We start from the raw sequence: 17,131 nt of genomic DNA on the forward strand, positions 1-17,131 counted from the left end.
CTCCTCAGGCTTGGGCGTTGGCTTTAATCAAGCGGTCGTAGGCGTCCTGGTCGAGCAACTGGCCGACCTCGCCCGCGTTGGCCGGGATAAAGCGGAAGAACCAGCCTGCGCCTTGTGGGGCCTCGTTGACCAGCTCTGGGTTGGCCTCCAGGGCCGCGTTCACTGCAACCACTTCGCCGCTCAGGGGCATGTACACGCCGCTGGCTGCCTTGACCGATTCGACGGTGGAGGCTTCGGCGCCTTTGTCGTAGTGCTGCAGCTCGGGCAATTGTACGTAGACCACGTCCCCTAGCGCGTCCTGGGCGAACGGCGTGATGCCAACGGTCACGCTGCCGTCGGTTTCGGTACGCAGCCATTCGTGATCTTCAGTAAACCGCAACTCGCTCATGGAAACTCCTTAGGGCCAGAATCGTCTGGTGGACGCCGATTGAATGCTCGTGCAGGGCCGAGCCGATGGGTAAAGCCCATAGCAAGAATGCGGCCAATAGTTTTATTGCCTTATAAAACAATAGGTTGGAGATCGCTGGCGATAAGCGAGAAGCCAGTGCTGTAGCGAAACCGCTACAGCTGTTGGGGAAGAAAAAAGTTTATGAGGATCAAAGCCTTGGGATACGGCTACGGAAGCGGCGTGTATCGATATCGTTCCGCTGTAGCGTTTTCAGTACGGCGGAGGTCGTTTTTGGCTGCGCCCTTTAGCAAGCGGGCGCGTATCAGCCCTTTGCGGCAATTCCATACTTGCGCAGCCGATGGGCGATGGCGGTGTGGGAGGTTTGCAAGCGGTTGGCCAGTTGCCGGGTGGAAGGGTAGCTGACATAGAGCTTCTCCAGCAGGCTGCGCTCGAAGGCTTCCATGGCCTGCTCCAGGCTATCGACCTCGCTGTCGCCCTGGCGCGCCACGGAGGTGCCGGCGATGTCCAGGTCGCCGATGTCCACCAGGCTGCTTTCGCAGATGGCGGCGGCGCGGAAGATCACGTTTTGCAGTTGCCGCACGTTGCCCGGCCAGCGGTTGCCCAACAGCGCCGGGTAGGTGCCCGGGGCGAGGCGGCACACCGGGCGCTGGATCTGCGCGCAGGCCTGCTGCATGAAGTAGCGCGCCAGCAGTAGGATGTCCTGGCCGCGCTCGCGCAGGGGCGGCACTTCGATGTTGAGTACGTTGAGGCGGTAGAACAGGTCTTCGCGGAAGGTGCCTTCGCTGACCATTTTTTCCAGGTCGCGGTGGGTGGCGCTGAGGATGCGCACATTGACCTTGACCTCGCGGTCGCCGCCCACGCGGCGGAAGCTGCCGTCATTGAGAAAGCGCAGCAGCTTGGCTTGCAGGTACGGCGACATTTCGCCGATTTCGTCGAGGAACACCGTGCCCTGGTTGGCCAGCTCCATCAGCCCCGGTTTGCCGCCGCGCTGGGCGCCGGTGAAGGCGCCGGGGGCGTAGCCGAACAGTTCGCTCTCGGCCAGGTTCTCCGGCAGCGCGGCGCAGTTGAGGGCCAAAAACGGCGAGCCGTGGCGGGTGCTGATGGCATGGCAGGCGCGGGCCACCAGTTCCTTGCCGGTGCCGGTTTCGCCCTGGATCAGCAGCGGTGCATCGAGGGCCGCGACTCGCTGGGCACGGGCCTTGAGGGTGCGGATCGCCGGGGAGTCGCCCAGCAGCGCATCGAAGCCTTCGGCGTGGTCGTGGTGCAGGGCCGAGAGCCGTTCGCCGATGCGGTTGGGCGGGTACAGGGTCAGCAGGGCGCCGGCGTCGGTGATGGGCGTGGCCTCCAGCAGCAGGGTCTGGCCGTTGAGGGTGATTTCGCGCAGCGGCAGGCGAAAGCCCTGTTCCAGCAGGCTGGCGAGCAGGCTGGCGTCGTCGAACAATTGCGCCACGCTTTGCCCCGCCGGCTCGCGGCCATACAGGGCGATCAGCGCCGGGTTGGCCAGCAGCACCACGCCAGCGCTGTCCAGGGCCAGCACCGGGTCGGTCATGGCGGCGAGGAGGGCGTCGAGCTGCAAATGCCGGCGCTGGCCAGGGAGGATGTCGACCACCGTCACCGCTTGCACGCCGCGCACGTTGAACAGCGCCTCGCGCAGCTCATCCAGCACCTGGGGGCTGAGGGTGGGGGCGTCGATGTAGACGTTGGGTGGCACCATTTCCACCGCATCCAGGTTGAGATTACGCCCGCCGAGCAGGGCCAGGACTTCCTGGGTGATACCGACGCGGTCGATGAAGCTGACGTGGATACGCATGGGGCGGCTGAGGTTTCTGGCTGGCGGGAGGCGGCCAGTATGCCTTGGGCTGGGGCGGGAGGTGAAACCCCAAGAGTGCGATCACTGACTGTGGGAGCGAGCCTGCTCGCGATGGCGGTGGTTCAGGCACCTGATGCATCAGGGGTAGACCGCTCCCACACAGGCTTTATTCCAGATGTTCAGGCTTTACCGGGTCGCCGGGTTTTACCCGTAGCTGTGCCTGCACGTCGCTGAACATGCGGTCGTAGTAGTTGTGCATCGAGCGGATGTCGGCTTCGTGGGGCACGCCGTATTTTTCGGCGATGTGGAAGGCTTCGCTGGCGAAGTTGTACGCCAGATCCCGGGGCAGGGTGAATTGCTCCTTGAAGTCGCGGCTGACGCGGTCCTTGCCGATGATGTTGCCGTGCATGGTGAACTGCATCGAGGCGCCATCCTTGGGGCTTTGGACGACTTCGTAGTCAATCTTGATGTCGTAGCCGAAATCGCCGGGTTGCAGCGGTGCACGATGGATATGCAGATGACCTGGCTCGAACGTGGCCATTGGCGTCTCTCCTGACAAGGCTGGGATGGGCCGGCGATGGGCCGGCCCGGTGTTACTCATTTATAGGTGATGCCCGGGGTGGCCGTGCTGATGCGGGTGCCGGCGGTGCCCTGGACGATGGCTTCGATGTCCGACAGTGAACCGATCACCGCGACTTTGCCAGTGTTGCGCGCGAAGTCGCAGGCCGCTTGCACCTTGGGCCCCATGGAGCCGGCGGCGAAGCCGAGTTTTTCGATCTCGTCGGGGTGGGCCTGGGCGATGGCTTTTTGCGTTGGCTTGCCAAAGTCGATGAACGCGGCGTTGACGTCGGTGGCGATCACCAGCAGGTCACCTTCGAGCTGTTCGGCCAGCAGGGCCGAGCACAGGTCTTTGTCGATCACCGCTTCGATGCCTTTGAGCTTGCCGTCTTCACCATACATGGTCGGAATGCCGCCGCCGCCCGCGCAGATGACGATGCTGCCCTTGTCCAGCAGCCACTTGATCGGGCGGATCTCGAAGATGCGCTTGGGTTTTGGGCTGGCCACCACGCGGCGGAACTTGTCGCCGTCGGGGGCGATGGCCCAGCCTTTTTCCGCGGCCAGGGCCTCGGCTTCGGCCTTGCTGTAGACCGGGCCGATGGGCTTGGTCGGGTTCTGGAAGGCCGGGTCTTTGGCGTCGACTTCCACCTGGGTGAGCAGGGTGGCGAACGGCACTTCAAAGTCCAGCAGGTTGCCCAGTTCCTGTTCGATGATGTAACCGATCATGCCTTCGGTCTCGGCGCCGAGCACGTCCAGCGGGTAGGGCGAAACCTGGGTGTAAGCCGCAGCCTGCAACGACAGCAGGCCCACTTGTGGGCCGTTGCCGTGGGCAATTACCAGTTGGTTGCCGGGGTGGATCTTGGCGATTTGTTCGGTGGCGATGCGGATGTTGGCGCGTTGATTGTCTGCGGTCATGGGTTCACCACGACGCAAGAGGGCGTTGCCGCCCAGGGCTACGACGATACGCATGGGAGTTGTCCTTGTAGGTAGGAGCGAGGCTGGTGTGGGAGTGAGCCTGCTCGCGATAGGGCGGGAGCATTCAACCGGGATTAAGGCTGGCATGGCCCCATCGCGAGCGGGCTCGCTCCCACCCTGGCGGTGTTGCGCCAGGGTGGGCCGAACGAGCCGTTTACAGATCAGCCAACGTCGAAACCAGGATCGCCTTGATGGTGTGCATGCGGTTTTCCGCTTGCTCGAAGGCGATGCAGGCGGGCGACTCGAACACGTCGTCGGTGACTTCGATGCCGTTGGCCAGGTGCGGGTACTGTTCGGCGATCTGCTTGCCGATTTTGGTGTCGCTGTTGTGGAAGGCCGGCAGGCAGTGCATGAACTTGGTGCGCGGGTTGCCGGTGGCTTTCATCAGATCAGCGTTGACCTGGTAGGGCAGCAGTTGCTCGATGCGCTCGGCCCAGGCTTCAACAGGCTCGCCCATGGAGACCCAGACGTCGGTGTGGATGAAGTCCACGCCCTTGACCGCGGCTTTCGGGTCTTCAGTCAGGGTGATGCGGGCACCGCTTTCTTCTGCGTATTTTTTGCAGCGTTCCACCAGGTCTTCGGCCGGCCACAGGGCTTTTGGCGCGCAGATGCGCACGTCCATGCCCAGTTTGGAACCCACCAGCAGCAGCGAGTTGCCCATGTTGTTGCGGGCGTCGCCCAGGTAGGCGTAGCTGATGTCGTGGATCGGCTTGTCGGCGTGCTCCCGCATGGTCAGCACGTCGGCGATCATCTGGGTGGGGTGGTATTCGTCGGTCAGGCCGTTGAACACGGGAACGCCGGCGAACTTGGCCAGTTCTTCGACGATTTCTTGCTTGAAGCCACGGTATTCGATGGCGTCGTACATGCGCCCCAGTACGCGGGCGGTGTCCTTCATGCTTTCTTTGTGGCCGATCTGCGAGGAGTTCGGGTCGATGTAGGTGACGTTGGCGCCTTGGTCATAGGCGGCCACTTCGAAGGCACATCGGGTGCGGGTCGAGGTTTTCTCGAAGATCAGCGCGATGTTGTTGCCTTTGAGGTGTTGTTGCTCGGTGCCGGTGTACTTGGCGCGTTTGAGGTCGCGGGACAGGTCCAGCAGGTAGCGCAACTCGCGAGGGGTGTGGTGTTCCAGGCTCAGCAGGTTGCGGTTATGAATGTTGAACGCCATGAGGATTCTCCTTGGGTTTAGGTCATCCACTTGCCGAGGCCCTTCGTGGGGGCAGCGGCAAGCAGGCAGAGTCAGTGGTTAATTAATAGTCAATCGGGTCGCGGATGATCGGGCAGGTCATGCAGTGGCCGCCGCCACGGCCACGGCCCAGTTCGCCGGCGCTGATGGTGATGACTTCCACGCCCGCTTTGCGCAGCAGGGTGTTGGTGTAGGTGTTGCGGTCATAGCCGATCACCACGCCTGGCTCCAGGGCCACCACGTTGTTGCCGTCATCCCACTGTTCGCGTTCGGCGGCGAAGCTGTTGCCACCGGTCTCGACCACGCGCAGGGCCTTGAGGTTCAGGGCTTGGGCCACGGTGTCGAGGAAGCTTGCGTCTTCACGTCGCACGTCGATGCCACCGGGTTTGCTTTCATCGGGGCGCAGGCTGAAGGCGACGATCTGGCTGACCACTTCGGGGAAGATGGTGACCAGGTCGCGGTCGCAGAAGCTGAACACGGTGTCCAGGTGCATCGCGGCGCGCGATTTTGGCAGGCCGGCGACGATCACCCGTTCCACGGCTTTGTTCTTGAACAGGTTCAGCGCCAGTTGGCCGATGGCCTGGCGCGAAGAGCGCTCGCCCATGCCGATCAGGACCACGCCGTTGCCAATGGGCATCACGTCGCCGCCTTCGAGCGTGGCGTTGCCGTGTTCCTGGTCCGGGTCGCCGTACCAGATCTGGAAGTCGGCGTTGGTGAATTCCGGGTGGAACTTGTAGATGGCGCTGGCCAGCAGGGTTTCCTGGCGGCGGGCCGGCCAGTACATCGGGTTGAGGGTCACCCCGCCGTAGATCCAGCACGTGGTGTCGCGGGTGAACTGGGTGTTGGGCAGCGGCGGCAGGATGAAGCTGGTGTGGCCGAGGAAGTCGCGGAACATCTCGATGGTTTTGCCACCGAAGCTGTTGGGCAGGTCATCGGCCGATACGCCGCCGATCAGGAACTCGGCGACTTTGCGCGGCTCCAGGCTGCGCAGCCAGGAGCTGACTTCGTTGACCAGGCCCAGGCCAACCTGGTTGGCGGTGATCTTGCGCTCCAGGATCCAGTCCAGGGCTTCGGGGATGGCGACGATGTCGGTCAATAGGTTGTGCATTTCCAGCACGTCGATATCGCGTTCACGCATCTTGGTGACGAAATCGAAGTGGTCGCGCTTGGCCTGGGCCACCCACAGCACGTCGTCGAACAGCAGTTCGTCGCAGTTGTTGGGGGTCAGGCGTTGGTGGGCCAAACCTGGGGAACACACCATGACTTTGCGCAGTTTGCCGGCTTCGGAATGTACGCCGTACTTAACTTTTTCCGTGGTCATTACAGATCCTCCAGTTAACAAGAGATTACTTACTTACAAAGTCAGGAAGCCGTCGTAGAGCCCATAGGCCGCCACCAGGGCGCCAATGACCACTGCGGCGAAAATCAGCTTCTCGACAGAGGTGAAAATCGGTTTGCCCAGCTCATGCTTGGCCTTGGCGAACAGGATCACGCCAGGGGCATACAGCAGGGCGGAGAGCAGCAGGTATTTCACGCCGCCGGCATACAGCAGCCAGACCGCGTAGATCAGGGCGATGGAGCCGATAATCAGGTCTTTCTTGCGCTCGGCCAGGGCTTTTTCATAGGTCTCGCCGCGTACCGCCAGCAACACCGCATAGGCCGCCGACCACAGGTAAGGCACCAGGATCATCGAAGTGGCGAGGTAGATCAGCGACAGGTAGGTACTGGCCGAGAACAGGGTGATGACCAGGAAGATCTGCACCATGGCGTTGGTCAGCCACAGGGCGTTGGCCGGCACGTGGTTGGCGTTCTCGCGGCGCAGGAACTCCGGCATGGTGTGGTCTTTGGCGGCGGAGAACATGATCTCTGCACACAACAGCACCCAGGACAGCAGTGCACCGAGCAGCGAGACGATCAGGCCCACGCTAATCAGTACCGCACCCCAATGCCCGACCACGTGCTCCAGCACGGCGGCCATCGACGGGTTCTGCAGCTTGGCCAGCTCCGGTTGGGTCATGATGCCCAGCGACAGCACGTTCACCAGCATCAGGAACAGCAGCACGGTGATGAAGCCGATCACAGTGGCCTTGCCCACGTCCGAACGTTTTTCCGCCCGCGATGAGAAGATGCTCGCGCCTTCGATGCCGATGAACACCCATACGGTGACCAGCATCATGTTGCGCACCTGGTTCATCACGCTGCCCAGGTCCGGGTTTTTCACGCCCCAGATGTCAGCGGTGAAGATTTCCAGCTTGAACGCGAACACCGCGATCAACACGAACAGCACCAGCGGCACGATCTTGGCGACGGTGGTCACCAGGTTGATGAACGCCGCCTCGCGGATGCCGCGCAGCACCAGAAAGTGCACGGCCCACAGCAATACCGAAGCGCCGATGACCGCCGCCGGGGTGTTGCCCTCGCCAAATATCGGGAAGAAGTAGCCCAGGGTGCTGAACAAGAGGACGAAGTAGCCGACGTTGCCCAGCCAGGCGCTGATCCAGTAGCCCCAAGCCGAGGAGAAGCCCATGTAGTCGCCAAAACCGGCCTTGGCGTAGGCGTATACGCCGCCATCGAGGTCGGGTTTGCGGTTGGCCAGGGTCTGGAACACGAAGGCCAGGGTCAACATACCGATGGCGGTAATAACCCAGCCAATTAGTACTGCGCCCACATCGGCACTGGCGGCCATGTTCTGGGGCAGTGAAAAGATCCCGCCGCCAATCATCGAGCCGACTACAAGTGCCACTAAGGCGCCTAATCGAAGTTTTCCGGGAGATTCTGACATTGCATGACTCCAATGCGGGAGAAGAGAGGCTACAGCGTAGATCCAGCGCTATTTCAAACAACTGACTTAGATCAGTGCATTGGTACATTCCATTGTGAATTAGGGAGTTAGGTGCTATTGCGGGTATACCATCGCGTACCCGAGAAGCCTTTTGCAGAGGCCTCGGCAACGATAAAACAGGAATGGATCCTATTGCCGTGCGAGTTGAACTTAGACCCTTTTTCCTAATGTGCAAACTTTTCCAGAGGCTTTTTCTTTTGTCCGTCATTTATCGCGAGTAGCCCACATTTTTGAAAACTGTAGAACAATTCATAGACCCTTTTGTTCTAAATAAGCGGTGGCAGTCGGCGTTATCTAATAAACGCTATTAGTGTGACGATATTTAGTTCATGAAGGCTGCTAAGGTATTTTCGCCTTCAGCCATTTTCAGACAGAGGTCAGGATGTCCCAACCGGCACAAAAGCTTCGACTCAGTGCGCTGATTGCACTGGTAGTGGGTTCGATGATTGGCGGCGGGATCTTTTCATTGCCCCAGAACATGGCGGCCCGGGCGGACGCCGGGGCGGTGCTGATCGGCTGGGCGATCACTGCCGTGGGCATGCTCACCCTGGCCTTCGTATTCCAGACCCTGGCCAACCGCAAGCCTGAACTTGACTCCGGGGTTTACGCCTATGCCAAGGCCGGTTTTGGCGATTACATGGGCTTTTCCTCGGCCTGGGGCTACTGGATCAGTGCCTGGATGGGCAACGTCGGCTACTTCGTTTTGCTGTTCAGCACCCTGGGCTACTTCTTTCCGGTGTTCGGCCAGGGCAACACGCCGATCGCCATCGGCTGCGCCTCGGTGCTGCTGTGGGCCGTGCATTTTCTGGTGCTGCGGGGGATCAAGGAGGCGGCGTTCATCAACCAACTGACCACCGTGGCCAAGATCGTGCCCCTGGTGATGTTCATCGTGATCGCCGCCGTGGCGTTCAAGGCCGAGATTTTCACCCGTGACATCTGGGGCACCAGCAACCCCAATTTCGGCAGCGTGATGGACCAGGTGCGCAACATGATGCTGGTCACGGTGTTCGTGTTCATCGGCATCGAAGGTGCCAGCGTGTACTCGGCCCGCGCCGAAAAACGCTCGGACGTGGGCCGCGCCACGGTCATCGGTTTTGTCGGGGTGCTGGCGCTGCTGGTGCTGGTCAACGTGCTGTCGTTGGGGATCATGAGCCAGCCGGAACTGGCCAACCTGCAAAACCCGTCCCTGGCGGCGGTGCTGGAACACATCGTCGGGCCCTGGGGGGCGCTGCTTATAAGCATTGGCCTGGCGGTGTCGCTGCTGGGCGCGCTGTTGTCCTGGGCGCTGTTGTGCGCCGAGATTCTCTTCGCCACCGCCCGCGACAACACCATGCCGGCGTTCCTGAAAAAGGAAAACGCCAACCACGTACCGGCCAACGCGTTGTGGCTGACCAACGCGATGATCCAGATTTTCCTGGTGATTACCCTGGTCTCGGCGGGCACCTACACCAGCCTGATCTACTTGGCGTCGTCGATGATCCTGGTGCCCTACCTGTGGTCGGCGGCCTACGCGGTGCTGCTCAGCGGGCGCGGCGAAACCTACGAAGAAGCCTCGGGCCAGCGCCTCAAGGACCTGTTCGTCGGTGGCGTGGCCTTGAGCTACGCGGTGTGGCTGTTGTACGCCGGTGGGGTGAAGTACCTGCTGCTCTCAGCCCTGCTGTATGCGCCGGGCGTGATCCTGTTCGCCAAGGCCAAGCGCGAACAGGGCGAGCCGCTGTTTACCACGGTAGAGAAGGGGATTTTTGCCTGCGTGCTGGCCGGGGCGGGGTTGGCGGCGTATGGGCTTTATAGCGGCGTGTTGTCGTTGTGAGGCAGTGGTGCCGGGTGGGGGGCATCGCGGGCAGGGCCCGCTCCCAGAGTTGAACGGTGGTGCGGGTGCAATGTTCATTTTTCCCCTGTGGGAGCGAGCCTGCTCGCGATAGCTGCCTATCTGACTCAACACGCCACCGATTCAGGCCGCGACCAGATCCACAGGTTGCCCAGGCCCATGCCCGCGATGGCCAGGTAGATCGGCCAGCCGTGGTCGAGCATCACCAGCATCAGTACCGCGCACAGCAGCATGCTCAGGGTGGCGCTGACCTTGGCCCGGCGCGCGACGATCCTACCGTTGCGCCAGTTGCTCAGGATCGGGCCGAACAGGCGATGGTTTTCCAGCCAGGCACTCAGGCGCGGCGAGCTCTTGGTCGCGGCCCAGGCTGCCAGCAGGATGAACTCGGTGGTCGGCAGGCCGGGCACGACAATGGCGAGCAGGCCGATGCCCAGGCTGACGTAGGCCAGCACCCCGAAGAGGAGGCGGGCGAGTTTTGAGGTGGGTGGGGTCATAAATAAGCGCAGGGTGCGTCCTGATTCCCCTGTGGGCGCCGGCGTGCCCGCGATGGCGGTGGCCCAGCCAACAGGGCGGCTGGCAGATGAGTCGCTATCGCGGGCGGGCCCGTTACCACAGTGGGCATCAGGCCAGTTCAGGGGCGCTGGCGTAAGCCTGTTCCAGCAGCACGGTGAAGCGGTTGAAGGCGGCCAGCGCACCTTTGTTGGCCAGGGCTTCTTCTTCCGGGCTCAGCTCCAGCTCATCGAGGATGTGGGTGAAGCTCTTCCAGCCCTCGGCACGGCCACCGGCCGGCTCGCCGAGGTGGCGGGCGCCGAAGGTTTCGCTCATGCCCAGGGCCACGGCGCGCTTGATAAGGAACGCGGCGCCGAGCTTGGAACCTTCGGAAACGAAGATCCAGCCCAGGGCTTCGGCCTTGCTTGGGTTGTGCACGGCACCGGCCACGGGGGCGGGCACGTCGGTGTTGAGGTCGGCGAGGTCGGCCTTGGCCTCTTCGGCGCGGCAGCGGGCGGCCAGGTCCGGGACGATGGCGATCAGTTGCGGGTCGTTGTACAGCGCCACCAGTTCGGACTGGAACAGGTACTGAGCAACGACGAAACGGGCGAAATTGGCCGGGGTCTCGAACGGTGCGTGGGCCTTGACCAGGGCATCGAGCTTGGAATGGGGCTCGTGGGTGATCTGGTTCAGGCGCTGGGAACGCAGGGTGGGACGCGAGGCATTGTGCGGGGCAGTCATGGGGAATCCTTGAGAATGAGATGCACTATCTAACTAGACGTACCAGAAGACGGAACACAGTAAAAAATCCTCACTGTGGCCGGTAAAAAAACAGGCAGGAGGCGCAATGCCACATCCTGTGGCATTGCCTGTGAAAGCAGGCTCCCCCCTACAGGCCGTCAGGCAATCAGATATCCCACGCCAGGTTGATGGCGAAGTTGCGGCCCGGTTGGCTCAGGCGATCGAGGTTGGCCGGGGCCAGTACCTCGGCTTCGCCACTGGCGTCGAAGCCGCGTACGTCATCCCACAGCCAGTATTTCTTGTCGGTGAGGTTGTACAGGCCGGCGCTGACGGTGAGGTCGTCGGTGACCTTGTAGAACCCGCTCAGGTCGAGGATGCCGAAGCCCGGGGTCTTGAACTGCTGGTTGATGCCGTCCGGGGATTTGAACGACTCGTCGTCCACGCGGTTTTTTGCCCGTACCACCGTCCAGTTGAGCACGGCGCCGTAGTTGTCCTGGTCGTAGCCCAGGCCGAAGACACCGGTCAGCGGGTTGATGCTGTTGAGCGGTTGGCCGTTGTCGTTGTTGCGCCCGTACAGGTAGGTCACCGAACCCTGGGTGTAGAGGCCCTGCGGCGCGCCGAAGGTGTCCAGTTGCAGGCGGCCCTTGGCCTCGATGCCCTTGATGGTGGCGTGCTTGATGTTGTTGGCCTTGAAGGTCTGCTCGGTGTAGCCGGGCTTGATCGCGTCTTCGTTGATGAAGTCGCGGTACTTGTTATAGAACACCGCCACGTCGAAGGTGCCGGCGTCGAAGCGCCCGCGCAGGCCGGTTTCCAGGCCACGGCTTTTTTCCGGTTCCAGGTCCGGGTTGGGCTCGACCACATAGCCTTCGGCGGTGTTCTGGAAGCGCCCGTACAAGGCTTTGGCCGAGGGGGTGCGGAAGCCTTCGGCGTACTGGCCGTACCAGGTGTATTGGTCGCTCAGGGCGTAGGTCAGGCCGAACTTGGGCGACAGGCGTTCCCAGGTCTTGTTGTCGCCATTGACAGTGCCTTTGCCGTCGGCATTGACGGTGTCGATGAAGGCCTGGGTCAGGTGCGGCTTGAGCTGGGTGTAGTCATAGCGCAGGCCGGGCAGGAAGCTCCAGCGGTTCCAGGTGATTTCGTCCTGGGCGAACAGGGCATAGCTGTTGATGGTTGGGTCCGGGAAGTCGCTGGCCTTTTTCAGGCGATCGGCGGGGCTGTCGGCACCCGGCCCGGTGCAGCGCATGCCGGCCTTGAGGCAGGTGCCCGAGCCGCGCCGCGAACCGGTGACTTTTTCCTGCTTGAGGGTGGCGCCGTAGGTCAGCAGGTGGTCGGTTTCACCCACGCTGAAGGCCTTGTCGGCCTGGGCGTCGATCACCCACTGCTTTTGCTCGTAGCGGGTTTCGCGCTCGCGCATCACGTCCCGCACGAAGGGCACGTAGTGTTCCAGGGTGGTCTGGCCGGTCTTGGCGACCTGATAGTTGAGGCTCCACTTGACGTGGTCGGCCACCAGGCTGTCGAGGGCGAAGCTGTTCTCCAGGCCGAAACGCTCGCGGCTGACGGTGTCGTTGCCCACACGTGAGCGGTACATGTTCTGCCCGTTGCCTTTGTCGAACGGCCCGCCGACCGCGCTCTTTTGGTTGGTGTCGCGGTCGTCCTTGTATTTTTCGTAGGTCAGGCCCAGGCGTGCGTCGTCGGCGTAGTTCCAGCCCAGCTTGGCCAGCACGTTGGTGGTGCGGGCGTCTTCGGGGTTGGCGGCGGTGCGGTCCAGGCCGGTGCCATTGTTCGTGCCGTAGGAGTCAGTCTCGTGGCCGTCGCGCTGGCTGAAGTGCAGCAGGGCGTCGAACTGCTCGGCGCGCCCGGCCACGGTGCCGGATTTGAGCCAGCTCTCGTCGGCCGAGCTGTAGCCGGTCTTGAGGCGGGCGCCGACATCTTTGCCGGGCTTGATGATGTCGTCCGGGTCGAGGGTGAAGTAGCTGACCACACCGCCAATGGCGCTGCTGCCGTGCAGCACCGAGGCCGGGCCGCGCAGGATCTCCACGCGCTTGACGATTTCCGGGTCGACGTAGTTGCGTTGGGTCTTGGCGTAGGGGCCGTTGAAGAAACCGTCCGGCACTTCGACCCCGTCCACTTGGGTCAGGACGCGGTCGCCGTCGATGCCACGGATGTTGTAGCCGCTGATGCCGCCGCGCTGGCCCGCACCGCCCACCGAGACGCCCGGCTCGTAGCGCACCAGTTCCTTGATGGTATTGACGTTCTGGCGGTCCAGGTCCTGGCGTTCATGCACGGTGACGGTGCTGGGCACGCTGTCGATGCTCTGTTCCTGGCGGGTGGCGCTGATGGTCATCTGTTGCAGGGTCAAGGTGCTGCTGGTGCGCCGCTCCAGGACGATGCTGTTGTTGCCTAGTTTGCGGTACGCCAGGTTGGTGCCAGCCAGCAGGCGTTCCAGGGCCTTTTCCGGGGGCAGGGAACCGCGCACGCCGGGGGAGGCGACGCCGGCGCCCAGTTCCGCCGGCAGGCCGACTTGCCACCCGGTGACCGCAGTGAAGGCGTTAAGGGCCGAGACCAGCGGTTGCTGGGCGATGGCGAAGCTGTAGTCGCCCAGGTTGCGCGCCGGCGGTTGCGCCGCAGTGGCGGCCAGCACGGGGGTGGCCTGGGCGCCGGCCAGCAGGAGGGCGGCGGTGAGCAGGGACAGGGTGCAGTTGTGTAGGCGTGAAGGTGAAGAGGACATCGAAAGCGCTCCGTGTCGCACGAATCTTATAGGTGGCAAATTCACACGCAAAATGCGAATCAATTGCATTGGCTATAACGAGACGTATCACCGCGCGCGATCGCGTAAAAATAATTGCCGATCAGTTGATGATGACCAGCGCCGGGAACTCGCGCAGGCGCGCAGAGGTGATGTGGGCCAGGGAACGCACCACGTCCAGGGGCTGGTCGAGGCGGTAGTTGCCGGTCACGGCGACGTCGGCCAGCCGCGGGTTGTTGTTGACGATAAAACCGGGGTAATAGCGGCGCAGTTCGGCCAACACCTGGCTCATCGGGCAGTTCTCGAACACCAACCGGCCTTGGACCCAGGCCAGGTCTTTGTCCTGGTCGAGCATGGCGGGGGCGTCGAAGCCCTTGGGGCCGATACGGATGCTTTGCCCGGCACTGAGGCGGATGCGCGCGTCGTTGTAGTCGTTGCGCAGGTCAACGTCGCCGCGCTGCACTCGCACCTGGGCTTCGCCGTCCAGGTAACGCACGGCGAACGCAGTGTCGCGCACGCTGGCGCGCACCGGGCCGGCACTGATTTCCAGGGGTTGGGCTCGGTTGGCGGCGATCTCGAAAAAGGCTTCGCCCTGATAGAGGCGGGCGACGCGCTGACGCTCGTCGATGGTGCTGGAGAACGCCGAATTGGTGTTGAGCAGCACCTGGGAACCGTCCGCCAATTGCACGCGCTGGCGCTCGCCGACTACGGTCAGGTGATCGGCCTGCAGGCGCAGGGGCAGGTTGCTGAAACTGAACAGGCCGACCAGCAACACGGCGGCGGTGGCCAGGGGTTTCCAGTGCGGGCGCAGGCGCCGCAGGCCGGTGACTTTTTGTTTGGCGCTCAAGGTTTGCGCGCAGTGCGCCACCTGCGGGCCGTCCCAGATCGCCTGCGCGCGGGCGAAGGCCTGGGCGTTGGCGGGGACGGCGAGCCAGGCGTGGAACTGGCGGGTTTGTGCCTCGCTGGGGCTTTGCATCACGATCAGCCAGTCCAGGGCCTGGTCCATGGCGCTTGCGCTGGCAGTGTCCGGCGCGGGGGGCGATTGGTTGGTGTCCATCACGGGGGTCCTTGGCAGTGTCTGCGCACGGCTGGTTTTTGGCTGAAGCGAGGCAACGGCGCCTAGGGTAACAAAATGTATTGGCGGGCACAGAGGGCGGCCGTGCCCCTCAGCCAAGGGGTAAGGATCAGTGGTTCAAGCGATCCGCCACGCCCACGCAAATGGCCATGATGAGCTTGAGTTCCTTTTGCACCGTGCTCAGGGACACGCCCAGGTGTTCGGCGATCTGCTGGTAACTGTGGCCGTGCAGGCGGCTGAGGATGAAGATCTGTTGTTGGCGCAGGCTCAGTTGGTTGAGGCTCACGTTCAGGCGCTCGAGCAGTTGCTGGGCATGGGCGCCATCCTCGGCGCTGCTCAGGGGCGCGGCGACACTTTGCAGCACCGCTTGTGGCACGTCTTCGAGCAGGGTGCGCGACTGAATGCGCCGCGCCCGCAAGTGATCGAGCGCCAGGTTACGGGCAGTCTGGAACACAAAGGGCTCCAAGTGATCGATGGCCCGCTCGCCCAGGGCACGGGTGACCCGCAGGTAGGTTTCCTGGAGCAGGTCCTCGGCGGTGCTGTGGTTGTTGACCATGCGCTCCAGCGTGCGCAGCAGCGAAACCCGCTGGGTGAGGAACACCTGGTTGAAACGAGACTGACTCACAGCGCTACCCAGTGAAAATTTGCGAATGATAATGCTTATCAAAAGCGAAATTGGCAAGGGTGAACTGTGGTCTGCCGCCCCGCCCCCTGTGGGATCAACTGTCTTACCCCTACCCTTCGTCACAGCCACTGCGTGCCGCCATCGCGAGCAGGCTCGCTCCCACCTAGGAAAGATGAAAATCCCATCCACACCACCGCTCAATTGTGGGAGCGGGCGCTGCCCGCGATGGAGCCAATACAGCCACGGCATTACCGCCAACCCGGCCCACTCCCACAGGGCAGGCGTGGTGCCCGGCGCCTCAGGTGCGCTGTTGCAGGTACGCCGGGTAATCCGGAACGCGGTAGTCGTGGGCCTGGTCCATCAACGGGCTACTGAGCAGGTAGTCGGCGCTGGATTCGTTGCAGGCCACGGGGATGTTCCACACGGCGGCGACCCGCAGCAGGGCCTTGATGTCCGGGTCGTGGGGCTGGGGCTCGAAGGGGTCCCAGAAGAAGATGAGCATGTCTACCCGTTGCTCGGCGATGCGCGCGCCCAGTTGTTGGTCGCCGCCTAGGGGGCCGCTAATCATGCTTTCCACGGGCAGGTCCAGGTGCTTGCTCAGCAGCAGGCCGGTGGTGCCGGTGGCCACCAGTTCATGGCGCGCCAGGCGTTCGCGTTGGCGCTGCGCCCAGTCGAGCAAAAACACCTTGCAGTGGTCGTGGGCCACCAGGGCGATGCGCTTGCGCGCGGCCAGGGTGGCGTGGGTGAAACCGATGCCGATCATAGGGTGCAGCTCCCGGCCTATTCGGCGTGGCACAGCGCCAGGCAGTTATCGAGCATGCGGTTGGAGAAGCCCCATTCGTTGTCATACCAGGCCAGTACCTTGAGCAGTTTGCCGCTGACCTTGGTGTGGTTGGCGTCGAAGATCGACGACAGCGGGTTGTGGTTGAAGTCGCTGGAAACCAGCGGCAGGGTGTTGTAGCCCAGCACCTTGGAATGCAGGCTGGCGGCCTGGAACAGGGCGTTGACTTCCTCGCGGCTGGTTTCGCGCTTGAGCTGCACGGTGAGGTCCACCAGCGACACGTTGATGACCGGCACCCGCACGGCCATGCCGGTGAGTTTGCCCGCCAGCTCCGGCAGCACCAGGCCCACGGCTTCGGCGGCGCCGGTTTTGCTGGGGATCATGTTCTGGGTGGCGGAGCGGGCGCGGTACGGGTCGCTGTGGTAGACGTCGGTGAGGTTCTGGTCGTTGGTGTAGGCGTGGATGGTGGTCATCAGGCCGCTTTCGATGCCCAGTTCGCGGTGCAGCACCTGGGCCACCGGGGCCAGGCAGTTGGTGGTGCAGGAGGCGCTGGAGATGATCTGGTGCGATTGGCGCAGGATGTCGTGGTTGACCCCGTACACCACCGTGGCATCGGCGCCCTTGGCCGGGGCCGAGATAATCACTTTGCGCGCGCCGGCGCTAAGATGGGCGGCCGCCTTGGCGCGGTCGGTGAACAGCCCGGTGCACTCGAACACCACGTCGATTTTCTCGGCGGCCCAGGGCAGGTTGGCCGGGTCGCGGATGGCGCTGACGGCGATGCGGTCGCCGTTGACGGTGAGGCTTTCCTGGTCGTGGGCAACTTCGGCATCGAAGGTGCCGTGGACGGTGTCGTACTTGAGCAGGTGCGCGTTGATAGCGCTGTCTCCCAGATCGTTGATGGCGACGATCTGCAGGTCTTGGCGATAACCTTGGGTATACAGTGCGCGCAGGACGTTGCGGCCGATGCGGCCAAAACCGTTGATGGCGATGCGTAAAGTCATGGGAAGGGCACCTGCTCTGAAATTTGTTGTTGGAATTACAAGATTATTCGCAAAAAAATAGAAAACAA

15 protein-coding genes are annotated in these 17,131 nt (G+C 62.8%); 1 reads left to right on the forward strand and 14 read right to left on the reverse strand.

Features of this window, described 5'->3' with window-relative positions; genetic code table 11:
* Nucleotides 1-4: 4 nt before the first annotated feature.
* The 7 genes from gcvH to arcD (CKW13_RS02705) form a co-directional block, all read right to left on the reverse strand.
* Nucleotides 5-388 (reverse strand): glycine cleavage system protein GcvH, encoded by a 384-nt coding sequence (gene gcvH, locus CKW13_RS02675; RefSeq protein ID WP_095106694.1) that lies wholly within the window; start codon nucleotides 386-388, stop codon nucleotides 5-7.
* Between the two features lie 322 nt (nucleotides 389-710).
* Nucleotides 711-2,219, reverse strand: coding sequence for a sigma-54-dependent transcriptional regulator (locus CKW13_RS02680; protein WP_095106695.1), 1,509 nt, complete (start codon nucleotides 2,217-2,219; stop codon nucleotides 711-713).
* Between the two features lie 166 nt (nucleotides 2,220-2,385).
* Nucleotides 2,386-2,760 (reverse strand): DUF5064 family protein, encoded by a 375-nt coding sequence (locus CKW13_RS02685; RefSeq protein WP_095106697.1) that lies wholly within the window; start codon nucleotides 2,758-2,760, stop codon nucleotides 2,386-2,388.
* 56 nt (nucleotides 2,761-2,816) lie between these two features.
* Entirely contained in the window at nucleotides 2,817-3,746 is a 930-nt protein-coding gene (arcC, locus tag CKW13_RS02690; protein ID WP_095106698.1) for a carbamate kinase, read from the reverse strand.
* 160 nt (nucleotides 3,747-3,906) lie between these two features.
* Complete coding sequence (locus CKW13_RS02695) at nucleotides 3,907-4,917, reverse strand: ornithine carbamoyltransferase (protein ID WP_095106699.1); 1,011 nt, start codon at nucleotides 4,915-4,917, stop codon at nucleotides 3,907-3,909.
* An 82-nt stretch (nucleotides 4,918-4,999) separates the two neighbouring features.
* Nucleotides 5,000-6,256 carry an arginine deiminase gene (gene arcA, locus CKW13_RS02700; RefSeq protein ID WP_095106701.1) on the reverse strand — a complete coding sequence of 419 codons (1,257 nt, stop codon included), beginning with the start codon at nucleotides 6,254-6,256 and terminating at the stop codon, nucleotides 5,000-5,002.
* Nucleotides 6,257-6,289: 33 nt separating this feature from the next.
* Nucleotides 6,290-7,717: an arginine-ornithine antiporter gene (gene arcD / locus CKW13_RS02705; protein WP_095106703.1), complete on the reverse strand. Its 1,428-nt coding sequence runs from the start codon at nucleotides 7,715-7,717 to the stop codon at nucleotides 6,290-6,292.
* 442 nt (nucleotides 7,718-8,159) lie between these two features.
* On the opposite strand from arcD (CKW13_RS02705), the gene arcD (CKW13_RS02710) reads away from it, so the two are divergent.
* Nucleotides 8,160-9,587, forward strand: coding sequence for an arginine-ornithine antiporter (gene arcD, locus CKW13_RS02710; RefSeq protein ID WP_095106705.1), 1,428 nt, complete (start codon nucleotides 8,160-8,162; stop codon nucleotides 9,585-9,587).
* A 125-nt stretch (nucleotides 9,588-9,712) separates the two neighbouring features.
* Here the strand turns inward: arcD (CKW13_RS02710) and CKW13_RS02715 are convergent, their stop codons facing one another.
* The 7 genes from CKW13_RS02715 to gap all read right to left on the reverse strand — a co-directional run bounded on the left by CKW13_RS02715 (nucleotide 9,713) and on the right by gap (nucleotide 17,063).
* Complete coding sequence (locus tag CKW13_RS02715) at nucleotides 9,713-10,099, reverse strand: YbaN family protein (protein WP_095106707.1); 387 nt, start codon at nucleotides 10,097-10,099, stop codon at nucleotides 9,713-9,715.
* Between the two features lie 127 nt (nucleotides 10,100-10,226).
* The gene (locus CKW13_RS02720) at nucleotides 10,227-10,835 is read right to left on the reverse strand and encodes a biliverdin-producing heme oxygenase (RefSeq protein WP_095106709.1); all 609 of its coding nucleotides are present in this window, start codon (nucleotides 10,833-10,835) and stop codon (nucleotides 10,227-10,229) included.
* 166 nt (nucleotides 10,836-11,001) lie between these two features.
* Entirely contained in the window at nucleotides 11,002-13,563 is a 2,562-nt protein-coding gene (locus CKW13_RS02725; protein WP_095106711.1) for a TonB-dependent receptor, read from the reverse strand.
* 121 nt (nucleotides 13,564-13,684) lie between these two features.
* Nucleotides 13,685-14,641: a FecR domain-containing protein gene (locus CKW13_RS02730; protein WP_371856207.1), complete on the reverse strand. Its 957-nt coding sequence runs from the start codon at nucleotides 14,639-14,641 to the stop codon at nucleotides 13,685-13,687.
* Between the two features lie 124 nt (nucleotides 14,642-14,765).
* Nucleotides 14,766-15,281, reverse strand: coding sequence for an RNA polymerase sigma factor (locus tag CKW13_RS02735; protein WP_095106715.1), 516 nt, complete (start codon nucleotides 15,279-15,281; stop codon nucleotides 14,766-14,768).
* Nucleotides 15,282-15,579: 298 nt separating this feature from the next.
* A complete protein-coding gene (locus tag CKW13_RS02740; protein WP_095106717.1) occupies nucleotides 15,580-16,044 on the reverse strand; it encodes a methylglyoxal synthase in 465 nt (154 codons plus the stop codon).
* A 17-nt stretch (nucleotides 16,045-16,061) separates the two neighbouring features.
* On the reverse strand, nucleotides 16,062-17,063 hold the full coding sequence (gap, locus tag CKW13_RS02745) for a type I glyceraldehyde-3-phosphate dehydrogenase (protein WP_095106719.1): 1,002 nt from the start codon (nucleotides 17,061-17,063) through the stop codon (nucleotides 16,062-16,064).
* Between the last annotated feature and the right edge of the window lie 68 nt (nucleotides 17,064-17,131).

Source organism: Pseudomonas sp. Irchel 3E20 (genome assembly GCF_900187645.1).
GTDB lineage: Bacteria > Pseudomonadota > Gammaproteobacteria > Pseudomonadales > Pseudomonadaceae > Aquipseudomonas.

What these genes read in the sequence shown, in the direction of transcription:
- gcvH (WP_095106694.1), bottom strand. Translation starts at nt 388, where the DNA reads ATGAGCGAGTTGCGGTTTACTGAAGATCACGAATGGCTGCGTACCGAA.
- CKW13_RS02680 (WP_095106695.1), bottom strand. Translation starts at nt 2,219, where the DNA reads ATGCGTATCCACGTCAGCTTCATCGACCGCGTCGGTATCACCCAGGAA.
- CKW13_RS02685 (WP_095106697.1), bottom strand. Translation starts at nt 2,760, where the DNA reads ATGGCCACGTTCGAGCCAGGTCATCTGCATATCCATCGTGCACCGCTG.
- arcC (WP_095106698.1), bottom strand. Translation starts at nt 3,746, where the DNA reads ATGCGTATCGTCGTAGCCCTGGGCGGCAACGCCCTCTTGCGTCGTGGT.
- CKW13_RS02695 (WP_095106699.1), bottom strand. Translation starts at nt 4,917, where the DNA reads ATGGCGTTCAACATTCATAACCGCAACCTGCTGAGCCTGGAACACCAC.
- arcA (WP_095106701.1), bottom strand. Translation starts at nt 6,256, where the DNA reads ATGACCACGGAAAAAGTTAAGTACGGCGTACATTCCGAAGCCGGCAAA.
- arcD (WP_095106703.1), bottom strand. Translation starts at nt 7,717, where the DNA reads ATGTCAGAATCTCCCGGAAAACTTCGATTAGGCGCCTTAGTGGCACTT.
- arcD (WP_095106705.1), top strand. Translation starts at nt 8,160, where the DNA reads ATGTCCCAACCGGCACAAAAGCTTCGACTCAGTGCGCTGATTGCACTG.
- CKW13_RS02715 (WP_095106707.1), bottom strand. Translation starts at nt 10,099, where the DNA reads ATGACCCCACCCACCTCAAAACTCGCCCGCCTCCTCTTCGGGGTGCTG.
- CKW13_RS02720 (WP_095106709.1), bottom strand. Translation starts at nt 10,835, where the DNA reads ATGACTGCCCCGCACAATGCCTCGCGTCCCACCCTGCGTTCCCAGCGC.
- CKW13_RS02725 (WP_095106711.1), bottom strand. Translation starts at nt 13,563, where the DNA reads ATGTCCTCTTCACCTTCACGCCTACACAACTGCACCCTGTCCCTGCTC.
- CKW13_RS02740 (WP_095106717.1), bottom strand. Translation starts at nt 16,044, where the DNA reads ATGATCGGCATCGGTTTCACCCACGCCACCCTGGCCGCGCGCAAGCGC.
- gap (WP_095106719.1), bottom strand. Translation starts at nt 17,063, where the DNA reads ATGACTTTACGCATCGCCATCAACGGTTTTGGCCGCATCGGCCGCAAC.